The sequence below is a fragment of the Streptomyces sp. NPDC002817 genome, from assembly GCF_053592055.1.
The window spans coordinates 1-12006 of the sequence record NZ_JBSFUY010000013.1; the positions used below are offsets into that span (position 1 = coordinate 1).

At 70.0% G+C, this 12006-nt stretch carries 14 protein-coding genes; 5 read left to right on the forward strand and 9 right to left on the reverse strand.

Features of this window, described 5'->3' with window-relative positions; all coding sequences use genetic code 11:
• The coding region (locus tag ACWD3I_RS24005; RefSeq protein WP_451084168.1) for an ROK family transcriptional regulator at positions 1-518 on the reverse strand (518 nt) is incomplete at its 3' end.
• A 155-nt stretch (positions 519-673) separates the two neighbouring features.
• Positions 674-1693, reverse strand: coding sequence for an amidohydrolase family protein (locus ACWD3I_RS24010; protein ID WP_365413525.1), 1020 nt, complete (start codon positions 1691-1693; stop codon positions 674-676).
• 76 nt (positions 1694-1769) lie between these two features.
• Between ACWD3I_RS24010 and ACWD3I_RS24015 the strand changes: the two genes are divergently transcribed.
• Positions 1770-2420, forward strand: coding sequence for a TetR/AcrR family transcriptional regulator (locus ACWD3I_RS24015; RefSeq protein WP_365413523.1), 651 nt, complete (start codon positions 1770-1772; stop codon positions 2418-2420).
• An 88-nt stretch (positions 2421-2508) separates the two neighbouring features.
• On the opposite strand, the gene ACWD3I_RS24020 is transcribed toward ACWD3I_RS24015, so the two are convergent.
• The 4 genes from ACWD3I_RS24020 to ACWD3I_RS24035 form a co-directional block, all read right to left on the reverse strand.
• Entirely contained in the window at positions 2509-3081 is a 573-nt protein-coding gene (locus ACWD3I_RS24020) for a glycoside hydrolase family protein (RefSeq protein WP_365413521.1), read from the reverse strand.
• A 305-nt stretch (positions 3082-3386) separates the two neighbouring features.
• Positions 3387-5018 (reverse strand): DHA2 family efflux MFS transporter permease subunit, encoded by a 1632-nt coding sequence (locus ACWD3I_RS24025; protein ID WP_451084169.1) that lies wholly within the window; start codon positions 5016-5018, stop codon positions 3387-3389.
• 163 nt (positions 5019-5181) lie between these two features.
• The gene (locus tag ACWD3I_RS24030; RefSeq protein WP_365413519.1) at positions 5182-5556 is read right to left on the reverse strand and encodes a hypothetical protein; all 375 of its coding nucleotides are present in this window, start codon (positions 5554-5556) and stop codon (positions 5182-5184) included.
• A 125-nt stretch (positions 5557-5681) separates the two neighbouring features.
• Positions 5682-5900 (reverse strand): hypothetical protein, encoded by a 219-nt coding sequence (locus tag ACWD3I_RS24035; RefSeq protein WP_365413517.1) that lies wholly within the window; start codon positions 5898-5900, stop codon positions 5682-5684.
• Between the two features lie 123 nt (positions 5901-6023).
• Between ACWD3I_RS24035 and ACWD3I_RS24040 the strand changes: the two genes are divergently transcribed.
• From ACWD3I_RS24040 to ACWD3I_RS24055, 4 genes are all read left to right on the forward strand, one after another.
• Complete coding sequence (locus ACWD3I_RS24040) at positions 6024-7019, forward strand: Lrp/AsnC family transcriptional regulator (RefSeq protein ID WP_365413515.1); 996 nt, start codon at positions 6024-6026, stop codon at positions 7017-7019.
• On the forward strand, positions 7016-7300 hold the full coding sequence (locus ACWD3I_RS24045) for a hypothetical protein (RefSeq protein ID WP_365413513.1): 285 nt from the start codon (positions 7016-7018) through the stop codon (positions 7298-7300). Before ACWD3I_RS24040 ends, ACWD3I_RS24045 begins: the two co-directional genes overlap by 4 nt.
• Positions 7301-7507: 207 nt before the next feature.
• Complete coding sequence (locus tag ACWD3I_RS24050) at positions 7508-7933, forward strand: MarR family winged helix-turn-helix transcriptional regulator (RefSeq protein WP_365413511.1); 426 nt, start codon at positions 7508-7510, stop codon at positions 7931-7933.
• 212 nt (positions 7934-8145) lie between these two features.
• On the forward strand, positions 8146-8616 hold the full coding sequence (locus ACWD3I_RS24055) for a MaoC/PaaZ C-terminal domain-containing protein (RefSeq protein WP_451084170.1): 471 nt from the start codon (positions 8146-8148) through the stop codon (positions 8614-8616).
• A 205-nt stretch (positions 8617-8821) separates the two neighbouring features.
• Here the strand turns inward: ACWD3I_RS24055 and ACWD3I_RS24060 are convergent, their stop codons facing one another.
• The 3 genes from ACWD3I_RS24060 to ACWD3I_RS24070 all read right to left on the reverse strand — a co-directional run bounded on the left by ACWD3I_RS24060 (position 8822) and on the right by ACWD3I_RS24070 (position 11779).
• A complete protein-coding gene (locus tag ACWD3I_RS24060) occupies positions 8822-9520 on the reverse strand; it encodes a class I SAM-dependent methyltransferase (RefSeq protein WP_365407557.1) in 699 nt (232 codons plus the stop codon).
• Between the two features lie 110 nt (positions 9521-9630).
• Positions 9631-10326, reverse strand: a complete 696-nt coding sequence (locus tag ACWD3I_RS24065; RefSeq protein WP_365407554.1) for a response regulator transcription factor — start codon at positions 10324-10326, stop codon at positions 9631-9633.
• A gap of 244 nt (positions 10327-10570) precedes the next feature.
• Complete coding sequence (locus tag ACWD3I_RS24070) at positions 10571-11779, reverse strand: histidine kinase (RefSeq protein ID WP_451084171.1); 1209 nt, start codon at positions 11777-11779, stop codon at positions 10571-10573.
• Between the last annotated feature and the right edge of the window lie 227 nt (positions 11780-12006).

The following is a 12006-nucleotide window of genomic DNA, read 5'->3' on the forward strand; positions in this document are numbered from 1 at the left end:
TGACTGAGCGCCTCCCGGACCGGGAAACCGTCCCAGCCCGGCATGATCGGCGGAGCCACCGGAACACCCTCGGGAAAACGGACCGGCCCCGGCACACCGATACCGGCACCGTCGAAACCCTCCGCGAGCCCCGTCGCCTTCAACTTCGCCGCCATGGACAGGACTTGCTCGAAGACCGCGACCGGGCCCTCACGGACGTCCATCGGTTGATTCAGATGCCCCAGGACCTCCAACTCCGCATTCGTCACGGCGACATCGATCGAGGTCGCACCGATATCGACACCGAGGAAACGCAGCGTCGGCGCAAGCCGGATGTTGTGCGACCGCCGGCCGCCGCGGGACGGTGCCAGCCCGTCCGCGACAACCAGCCCCGTCTCCAGCAGCCGGTCCACCTCCACGGCCAGCTTCGAGCGGGACAGATCCACCAGATCACCGAGCTGGGCACGAGAGTTGGACCCGTTGTCACGCAGCAGACGAAGCAGCCGCGCCTGATGCGCGTTCTCAGGTCGAGCAGTCATCCGTCGCACGATCCCTCCTCTCCCCTCACCCACGGCCGGGGATCCAGAAGCCTGTCTGCACCGACTGCACCGTCAGGCTGTTGAAGAGGAACGTAACAACGATTTTCCAGACTGGGAAGTACTTACGTCGGAGTAGGGCGCTTCTTTTTCCACACTCAGGACAAAGTCTGGATGGGTGACGTTCGGGAGTCGTACGACAGGGACGGCACACCGACGGCGTCGCGGTGGCGTTGTGCGGCTGCGGGGAAGAGGTCGAAGGCGCGGCGGCCGAGTGCGTCGACTTCTCGCGGTGCGAGGACGCGGGAGTTCCGGAGTGCGTCGATGTTGCGTTTCATGTTGTTCTCGTTCGAGCAGGGGACTCCGGCGTCGGCGCCGTAGACGAGTTGGTCGCGGGGCACCATCGTGACCGCCGCCGCGAGGTTGGCGTCCGTGCCGGACGCGGCGGTGTCGAGGTAGAGCTTCGCCAGGTCGGTGCGGATGTCATCGGCGGTCAGACCCAGTGGGTTGACTATGTACTCCTCCGCCCCGAGCAGCCCGAGGCGGCCGGAGAGCGCGGGCAGGGCGCCGCCGCAGTGGGCGAGGACGACCGTGAGACGGGGGTACCGGCGGAAGAAGCCCGTATAGAGGAGGTCCACGACGGTCCGGGTGGTCTCGAAGGGCAATTCGACCAGGACGGCGGTCTGCTGGAACGGGGGCGCTACTGCGCTCGGGTGGATGAACAGCACGGCCGAGCGCCGGTCGAGCTCCTCCCACACCGGCTCCAGCCGCGGGTCCCCGAGCCGGACACCTGACCGACGAGTGGTCAACAGATAGCCGTCGGGGTGTGTTTCCGTGTCGCCGCGCGCGATCTCGGCCAGAGCCGCGTCCGGGTCGTCCGTGGGCAGGCCGGCGAGCAGGCCGAAGCGGCCGGGGTGGTCGGCGACGAGCTGGGCGCCGTAGTCGTTCCAGGCACGCAGTTGCGGCAGTGGGGCATCGACGGGGACGGGACTGAGCATCTGCATGGCGATGCCCAGGCGGTCCATGGTGGCGAGCATCGTCTCGGGTTGCCAGTGGTAGGGCTCGGGCGCCAGGAGGTGCGCGTCCCTCAGCTGACGCCACTGGGCCTCCCGCTCCTCCGCACTGGTCGGTGGGGTGAAATGCGAGTGGATGTCCACCCAGCCGTTGACCTTGTCCATGATGCGTTCCCTTCGAATCAAGTTGCACTCAAGTGCAACAAGCTCGATGGTTGCACTCAAGTGCAATAATGTCCACATGACACAGTCGGACGGCGGGAAGCAGGACGGGAGAACGCGCAATGCCCAGGCCAACCGGGAGCGCGTCTATGCGGCAGCGATCAAGGTGTTCGCTTCGCGCGGCTACGACGCCGCCACGATGGACGAGATCGCGGCGGAAGCCGGGGTGTCGCGGCGGACCGCGTTCAATCACTTCCCCGCGAAGGCGGACATCGCCACCGAGTGGGCAGTACGAGGCGGGGAATCGGTCTTCGCCCTGGTTCGCGACGTCGACCGCACCGCTTCTGCGGCAGACCGGGTGCGGGCGTACTTCCACGAACTGGCCCTGGCGGCGGAGCGGGACTGGGACGAGACCCGGCAGATGACCACCGGACTGCTGCGCGGACACGGCGTACCGCCCCACCGCTCACAGCTCTCCGCGGAACTGCGCGACTGGCTCCGTGACTGCCTACGGGAGCGGCCGGGCAACGGACCGACGCCCTCCGCCGATCCCGCCCTTGCCGTGGACGTGCTCTACGACGTCTTCCAGGGCGCACTCATGCGACGGCTGCCCCAAGAGACTGCGCCGCACGGGGCGTTCACCGCCGAGGTGGATGCCGCGATCGCGCTCGTGCTGGCCGGATTCGCGAGTGACGTCGCGCCCGATCGAGGGAGAGTGGCCGACGTGTGAACCATGCACAGGCACCCAGCCGTTCTCGTCTCCCGCAGTCATCGCACCGGCCCTGCGAAGCGGTTGCGCGACATCCAGACTGACGCTTCTACGGCGCAGTGGCCAGGCCGAGCCGGACCGGCTCGTCGCGGCCGCGGTCGCAGTCGCAGTCGCAGTCGCAGTCGCAGTCGCAGTGCAGCGTGCCGTCGACGACGCGCACCGCGGCGACCTGGAGGGAGGAACGGCGCGTGGCGTAGGCGTCGTCGTCCTCGGCCGCCATGCCGTCGCGGCCCGGGTGCGTGAAGTAGAAGACGTAGGCCGTCTCCCCTTGGACCACCACGTCCGCGTGAAGACCGATCGTGCCGTCGTCGGGTCGGTGGCCCGGCTTGTCGAGGATCAGCCCCTGGCGCTCCCAGGTGGCGAGGTCGTCCGAGCGCAGGACTCCCTGGCCGCGCCATTCGTCGACGAGCATCCAGTAGTGGCCGCCGAGTTCGAAGACGTTGGGGCCCTCGTGCGGGCGGTGGCCGACCGCGAGGCCGGTGGGCCGCCACTGGTAGAGGTCGGGGCTGTCGGCGGCCGCGGTGCACGACCCGTAGGACTTGTCCTTGAACCACATCCGCCAGCCCCGCCCGGCGGCGGCCACACACCTCGCGCCCTGCCGACGGGATGCCACCCCGGCCAAGAGTTCGTCCTCGGCTTCGACACTACGGGGGGCCAGCCCACAAAGAACCCCGCGCACCCGGACCAACTACGGCCCAGAGACACAGGGTTGAGAAACCAGCAGTCATCTCCCCGAACCCCGCGACCTGTCGATCACAGCCAAGTAGTGAGATCTGGCCCTGCCATAACCGACTCAGACACAGGCTCTGCTGAGTCACCGCACACGGCGACAACGCCGTCCCGGCACGGGAGCGGGGCATCGCCCCGGACCGGCTTGACCGTCCGGCGCGATGCCCCGCTCCTCGCATCCCCAGGTCAGCGGTGCCGCTACACCAAGGGCTGAGCGGAGCGCGCCGTCTGGGCCTGCTCGGCGGGCGCGGCCGGGCGGCCCTGCGGTGCCGTGCCCACGATCTTCGCCGCACCCGCTGCGGCCTGCTTGGCAGGGCGCAGGAGGGTGACCGCGCACACGGCCGCGATCAGCACCAGCACCGCCGCCACTATGAGGCACAGCCGCATGCCGTCGATGAGGGAGTCGCCCAGGGCACCGTAGACCTGATCGGCGGTGGAGCCGAGGTTCATCCCGGCGACCGCGCCCAGGCCGCCGTCCTTGGCGGTGGCGACGATGGTGTCGACCTGCGCGCCCGTCACACCGGCATCGGCGAGGTGGCCGGGCAGGGTGTGCACGGCGCGGGTGGACAGCAGGGCGCCCAGGACTGCCGGGCCGAGCGCGCCGCCGACCTGGCGGAAGGCGTTGTTGGCGGCCGAGGCCATGCCGGCCAGCTGGTGCGGCACGGCGGCGACGGCGGTGGCCGTCATCGGGGTGGTGACCAGGCCGAGACCGATGCCCAGGACGACCAGCCGCCAGGCGATGGAGCCGTAGGAGGTGTCGGCGTCGAGGTTGGTCATGGCCAGCAGGGACCCGGCGATCAGCAGCAGACCGCCGGTGATCATCCAGCGGGCCTGGACACGGTGCATGAGGCGTCCGGCCGGGGCGCCGGCCACGATCGCGGCGACCGGGACGAGCAGCAGGCGGGCGCCGGCCTCCAGGGTGCCGAGCTGCTGGACCATGCCGAAGTACAGGCTGAGGACGAAGAAGAAGCCGATCAGCCCGAGGAAGGTGATCAGGGCGATGAGAGCGGTGGCGGTGAAGGCCGCGCTGCGGAAGACAGCCAGATCCAGCATGGGGCTCGCGCTGCGCTTCTCCGCCACGACGAACGCGATCAGCGCGACGACGCCCAGTGCGAGGGCGATGACCACCTTCGGCGTGGTGAAGGAGTCGGCGCCGCCCTCGATCACGCCGTAGACCAGGGCGGTGACGCCGACGGCCGCGGTGATCTGGCCGGGCCAGTCGAGCTTGCGACCGTGCGGGGCGCGCGAGTCGGTCAGCAGCGGGGCGGCGACGGCCATCGCGGCCAGCGAGAGGGGGATGGACAGCAGGTAGATCCAACGCCACGAGTAATGGTCGAGGATCACGCCGGCGATGACCGGGCCGACGGCCAGGGCGGCGAGCAGGGCCATGGCCCACATGCCGATGAACTTGCCGCGCTCGCGGAAGTCGGGCACCGCGTGGCTGATCAGCGCCAGCGTGGTGGGCAGCAGCGCGGCCGAGCCCAGGCCCGCCAGCGCCTGGCCCGCCCACAGGGTCTCGATGTTGTGCGCACACAGGGCGAGGGCCGCGCCGGCCGCGCTGAAGAACAGGCCGGCCTGGAAGACCTTCTTGCGGCCGTGGACGTCACCGAAGACGCCGGCGGTCAGGATGAAGGCGGCCATGGGCAGGACGAACGCGTCCTGGACCCAGGACAGTTGTGCGGTCGAGGTGTTCAGCGCCCGCTGGATGGCGGGCAGGCTGACGGCGACCGTGGTGATCGGCAGGTAGGCGACGAACACGCCGAGGCAGGCCATGACGATGGTGGCCGCCCGCCTGTCCGTCGACCCGCTCGCCGGTGTGGTGACGTTCACGGAAATTCTCCGTTTTCTCCCGTACGGCATGGTGAACCGCAATCGGTTGGATGGGGAGGGGTGGGTGGTACTCAGGGGCCGCCATGCGGAAGCGGGCAGCCCCTGCCTGGCGGACGCAGCCGGTGGCGTCCCCCAGACGTCGGTGGGCGACAGCGCCCCGCGCCTACGCCGACAGTCCGAACTCCGCCCGGTACGCAGCCGGACAGGCGTGCGGCTGGGCTCGGGAACGGACGCGCTCGAACGGCGCCCTGACGGCAGTGGCGCGGATCCACCAGACCGGGGCGCCGGGGTTGCCCCGGACGACCTCGTCCTGCGCATCGGCCTGGGCGTCGGCGACGTCCAGCACCGCCGGGGAGAGCGTCCCGCGGAAGTCGTGGCCGTAGTCGCGCGAGGGCGGGAAGGACCGGCCACCGGTGGAGCAGGTCCGCTTCCACGAGAGGCTCTCGTCGAACCGGTCGGCGCGCTCCGGCCGTCCGAGGAGCTTGACGAGGATGCCGACCGGGAATGTCGAGGGGAAGGCGTCGGCGGTGAGGTCCACAGGGACGGATACCTCTCTGGGGAAGTGGTACTGCTCGTGTGCAGTGGCGTGAACGGCTCGTCGGCGCAGCGCGGCCGGAGGCCCGGAGCGCCCGCGGGGGGTGCGAGGACGGCGCTCCGGGCCGGTCAGGGAGCGGCGACGCCCCGCCGGGCGGCCTGCCCGCAGACTCCCGGGAGCGCCACCGCGGGCGCCGGGGCCATGCCACCGATCACCTGCTGGATGCGGGAGAGACCGGCGAGTGGGAGCACCGTCCGGTGGGACAGCGCCCCGCCTGCCATGGTGAGGTGCGTCAGCAGGACGAAGGTGCCGATACAGGCCGCAGTCGGCGCCAGCCGCGTGCTCATGGGAGTCACGCCCTTTCTTCAGAACACGACCAGCATCCACCTCGCATCCCAAAACCATGAACTCAACCGCTCAAAACGACTAGAAACTTCTACGTGATCGCAGAGACGTGACAGACTCCTCCCGTGATCGACGAAGTGGACAGGAAAATCCTCCACGCGCTCCAGTGCGCACCCCGCCTCCCGTTCCGGCACATCGCCGAGGTGACCGATGTGTCGGAGCAGACGGCCGCCCGCCGCTACCACGCCCTGCGCCGCAGCGGGGTGATGCGTGTGGTGGGCCTGGTCAACCCGGCCGTCCACGGCAAGGCCCAGTGGGTGACCCGCATCCGCTCCCGCCCCGACCGGGTCGGGCCCCTGGCGGACTCCCTGGCCAAGCGGCCGGACGTCGCCTACGCCAACCTCGCCTCGGGCGGCTCGGAGATCATCTGCATGATCCACTCCCCCGTGGAGGCCGAGCGCGACGACATCATCCTGCGTCAGCTGCCCCGCTCCGCCTCCGTCCTGGATGTCAGCATCGACCTCCTGCTGCACCCCTTCGGCGAGACCGGCACCAGTGAATGGACCGGCTACGGCGACGGCCTGGCCCCCGAGCAGGTGCGGCAGCTCACCGCCGACCGGGCACCCACCCCCGCCGGCCCTCTGCGGCCCCCAACGGAGGAGGACACCCCCCTACTGGACGCCCTCGCCGAGGACGGCCGCACCACCCACACCCGCCTCGCCGAGCTCACCGGCTGGTCCAACGCCCGCGTCGCCCGCCGCCTGGAGGCCCTGGAAACCTCCCGCACGCTCTTCTACGACGTGGAACTGCTGCCCGAGCGCCTCGGCCACACCCTCAACGCCACCCTCTGGCTGCGCGTCACCCCCAACCGGCTCCAGCAGGCCGGGGAGCAACTGGCCCAGCACGCCGAGGTCGCCTTCGCCGGTGCCATCAGCGGCCACCACAATCTGATGGTCAGTGTCATCTGCCGTGACGCCGAGGACTTCTACCGCTACCTCACCACCAGCGTCGCCGCCGTCGACGGCATCGACGCCTACGAGGTCAGCATCCGCGTCCGCCGCCTCAAACAGGCCGCCTCACTCATCTTCCACGGACGCCTGGTGCACACGACACCCGCATGACAGCCGAGCCCGCCGCAGCGACTGATCCCGGCACACGTTCTGGACAGGCCTGTGTCGAGGAGTCCGGCTGCACCGAAGTACGGCTGCTCACCAAGCACGTCGAGATGTACCAGCTCGCCGCGGTCGCCGCGCAGAGTGCCGTCGACGACCCGTGCGGCGGCAACCTGGAGGAGGGAACGGCGGGTCCCGCAGGTGCCGTCGTCGGCGACAAGAGCGACTCACCCCGGGTGGGTGAAACGGAAGTCGTAGGCCGTCCGCCCTGGACGACAACGTCGGCGTAGAGACCGATGGTCCCGTCGTCGGGGCGGCTGCGGGGCTTGTCGTTCGGTGCTGCCCGTCAGCCCGTCGCGCAGACGGACGCGCTCAACTCCTCACCGGCAAGCCGATGCCGAGCTCGGTGCCGATGGCGCCGGAAGCATGCCGGGCAAGCAACGAGAGTTGCGTCATGCAACCTTGACAGTTGCTTCGTACAACTCGATGATGGCGCCATGGCAGCACGGAACGAACCCCTCGACGTGATCCACGAGGCGATCATCCTGTTCTCCCGCAACGCCAAGGTGCGGGAGAACAGGATGTACGACGAACTGTCCTTCGTCGCCTACACGATGCTGTCCTACGTGGGGTCCTCCCCCCAGCCGACCGCCTCCGATCTGGCGGAGCGATACGGCCTGGAGAAGTCCACAGTCAGCCGTCAGCTGTCCGCACTGGAAGACGAGGGCCTGCTGCGCCGGGTGGCCCATCCGTCCCGGCCCAGGACCAAGTTGCTGGAACTCACCGACATCGGTCTCGCCTGCCTGGCCCGCGTCAGGCAGCACCAGCGCGAGGGCCTCGAGGAGCGGCTCGGCCGATGGCCGGACAAGGACGTCGAGACGTTCGGCCGTCTGCTCTGGCGATTTGTCACGGAACTCGACTGACGCCCGGGACCGGCCCGCCCGACGGACGAGGACCGAGCCGTCATCATCACTCAACCCACCGCGACGAGGACACGAACGGAGACCCGCATGCGACACGGCGTGCACATCCACCGGTTCGCCCGACACCACGACCCGGCAGGGTCCGGCCCCGCGCCGGACGTCACGCGCCACCACCTCGACGACGCAGGGTCTGCGTCGACGCAGGAACGGCGGTGAGTGCCGTGCTCTACGCGGCGGACCTTCACCCCGGAACCGTGTTCGAGCTGGGCAGCACCAAGGTGTCCAAGGAGGAGATCCTCGACTTCGGCCGCCGCTTCGACCCTCTCCCCCTGCACACGGACGAGGACGCTGCGGCCGCGAGCCGCTTCGGGGGCCTCATCGCCAGTGGTTTCCACACCGCCGCACTCCTGCAACGCCTCGTGGTGGAAGCGGTGCTGTCGCGCGCCGCGCTCATCGCCGGCCGAGAACTCGGACCCGTGCGCATGCGAGCGCCGGTCAGACCCGGGGACGTACTGCACGGCGCCATGGAGATCATGGAGGTCCGCCCCCGCGACGACGGCACAGCCGTGGTCCGCAGCCGGGGCACCCTCACCAACGAATCCGGCACCGTCGTCATGGAAGTCCAAGGCGAGACGCTCTGGGAACACCGTCCTGCGGACGGAAACACGAACGGCGCGGTCTGACCCATCGTCGGAAGAGGTGGACTTCCCGCCCGCCGACAACCTCGTCGGCATCATCAACAAGGCCCACCCCTCAGCGGTCCCCGCGTGATGACCCACGGGCCCGTCCCGAGCAGCCCCGGCGGCGCACTCCCCCCTGGCCCGCCGGGGCACCTCCGTGTCGGCGCGGCACGCAAACCGTGCCGCGCCGACCAGACTCCGGGCGGCCTCAGCGCAGGGTGAAGAAGATCATGGGGTTGTCCCTGCTGTCCCGGAGAGGATGGCCCAGAGCAAGGGACCGTTTGACGTCGTTCAGGCGGTCGTGGGTCTCGGGGTCATGCACCCGCGACGCGGTGAAACAGTCGTTCTCCCGGTCGGCGAGCCAGCGCAGGACGACCGCGCCCTCGGTGAACGGCAGCGGGCGACGACCGTGGAAGACGTCGTGGACGCACACCGGTATGCCCGGCCGCATGCGCGGGAACAACTCGCGGATGTACCAGCGGGCGAAGCTCGCGGAGTGCGCCGCGTCGATGAACAGGAAGTCCGCGGTGTCCGGGATCTTCTCCAGGTTCTCCCGCACGTCCCCCTGCGTGAACGTCCAGCGGCCGGTGGACAGTTGCCCGGGGACGTTGCCCACGACGTGGTCCACGATGTCGTACGAGTACAGGTGGCCGGTGCCGTTGTCCCTCAGTGCCTGGAGGATCCAGGTGGTGGACCAGCCGTGGAAGGTGCCGATCTCCACCACGGTCTCCGGGCGGGCCTCGCGCAGCAGCAGATAGGTGATCTCCGCCTCGATGTCGTCGAGTTGGGCCTTCAGCGAGATCGGCGGCGTCAGCAGTTTCCGCTGCTTCTCGCGCACCCTGTCGAGATCGTGGGCGTAGGCGCGGTAGAGCCCGATGATGTGGTCGATGTCGATGTGCTGGTGCATGCTCGCTCCGTGCGAAACCGGTCTGGTTGGTCAGGGCGCGGTGACGGTAAGTCGCGGGAACGTCAGTGCACGTCACACCCGGGTGCCAACTCCGGTGTCCCACCTGGGTGCTACGTGCCCGGGACCGGGTGCGGCCTGCCCGGGGCGACCAGCCCCGACTCGTAGGCCATGACGACGAGTTGCGCCCGGTCGCGGGCGCCGAGCTTGGCGAGCAGCCGGGACATGTGGGTCTTGACGGTCTGCTCGGCCACCACCAGCCTCGCGGCGATCTCCGCGTTCGACAGGCCCTGAGCGACCAGCAGCAGCACCTCCGTCTCCCGGGGGGTGAGACCGTTCAGCCGCACATTCGGGTCCCGGCGCGGGGCAGGGCGGCGCCGGGCCACGTCCTCGATGAGGCGTCGGGTGACGGACGGGGCCAGGAGCGCCTCACCTGCGGCGATCACCCGTACCGCCTGCACGAGTTCGGAAACCGGCGCGTCCTTGAGGAGGAAGCCGCTGGCTCCGGCGTGCAGAGCCTCGTAGACGTAGTCGTCGATGTCGAAGGTGGTCAGCATGAGCACCTTGGGGCGGTGCACCACGCCGGGCGGTGGATCGAGCAGCTGTCGCGTTGCCTCCAGCCCGTCCATTTCCGGCATCCGTACGTCCATCAGCACCACGTCCGCGTGTGTGCTGCGGCTGACCTCGACGCCGAGGCGGCCGTTGGGTGCCTCCCCCACGACGTCGATGTCGCTCTGTGCCGACAGCAACGCCGCGAACCCCGAACGCACCATGTCCTGGTCGTCCACGACGACCACCCGGATCACCATGTTGATCTCTCTCCTGTCCCGGTCACCTGCGAAGTCCACGCGACCGGGACACATGACGGGGCGGGCATGCGCGCAGGGCCGTCGCGTGCTCGTGCGGTCGGGGCGTGGACCGGGCTCACTCTGCCCTCGTCGCAGGGCGGCCGCCTCGGCCGAACGGCCACACATCACCGACCGCGAGGGGAGAGATCTCGACCGAACGACGGATGACGGAGTGTCACGGGCCCCGGCACAGTTGCCGAAGCGGTCACGACGACGTCTTCTCCGTCGGCAGGATCGCCATGACCTCCCAGCCCCGACGGCCGGATCGGGGTCCTGTACGCAGCTCGCCGCCGAGCGCGGTGACTCGTTCGGCCAGTCCGACCAGGCCGAAGCCGCCGCCACGCGCGGCGGTCGGCAACCGGGCGCCGCCTCGGCCGTCGTCGCGCACCGTCACCTCCAGCGCGCGCCCGTCGTGGACCAGGCCGACCGTCACCTCGGTGGCGTCGGCGGCGTGCCGCCGTACGTTGGTGAGCGCCTCCTGGACGACCCGGTAGGCGGCGGCCTGCACCTCGTGGGGCAGGTCGTCGGGCACCGAGGGATCACGGCGCAGGGCGGCTTTCGGGCCGACGGGCCCGACGAAGCCTTCCACCAGTTCGGGGAGTACGGCCAGATCGCCCGTCGGGTGGCGGTCGGTGTCCCCCGCCGCCGGGACCTCGCGCATCAGGCCGACGGTACGGCGCATGGACGCCAGAGCCTCGGTGGCGGCGCGTTCGACGTCCTTCAGGATCCCGGCCAGACGCTCGGGGTCCGACATGGCCAGGTGCTGGGCCACCTGCGACTGCACCAGGATCCCGGTGACATGGTGGGCCACGAAGTCGTGCAGGTCGGCCGCCATGGCGAGGCGTTCGGCCCGCTGGGTCTCGGTGACCGCCACGCGTCGGCGGTGCTCCAGCGCGCGCAGGTATCCGGCGAGTCCGGCCACCGCGCAGACCGGCAACAGCATGGTGAACGGGTTGACCGACGACCCGCCGAAGGCCTGCCGGTAGGGCAGCGCCAGAACGGCCACCGCGCCCAGAACGCCGCACACCGCCGCCCAACGCACAGGGCAGTCACGCACCGCGATCAGGAGCAGGCACAGCAGGGTCGCCACTTCACCGGGGCCGGACATCGCCTCCCGGCCGGACAGGAACACGGCAGCCGTCACGGCGCCGGAGAGCACCGCGGGCACGGCGGTGCGCACCGGCACAGTGAGCCATGCGGGGCGCCGGGCGACGGGCCACAGAAGCGCCGCGAGACCGATGGGCAGCACCACCAGCTGCGGCCACAGAGAACCGCCGTCGACGCCGACGAACAGCACGTCCACGCCTGCCGCCAGCAACAGGAGGACGATGCCGAACGCCTTCAGAAAGTCCCGTCGGCGGCCATCCGGTCCGGGTGACGTACCAAGGGCACGCACGCTGCTCAGGAGATCCACGGCGCGACCTTAACCTCCCATCGGCACGGCGGGATCAGCCGAATGGCCACTTGCCGCGACGCCGCGGGCCACGCACACCGGCCGAACGGCCGAGTCCTGGCACGCGCACGAGTCCGGCTCGATTTTTCAGTGCCCTGGAGGGGCTACTGACCAATCCTCCGCAGGCCAAGACTCGATCACGGCCGACGGCACTCCTCCGCCGACGGCTCGGGCGGCCCCGGCCCCAC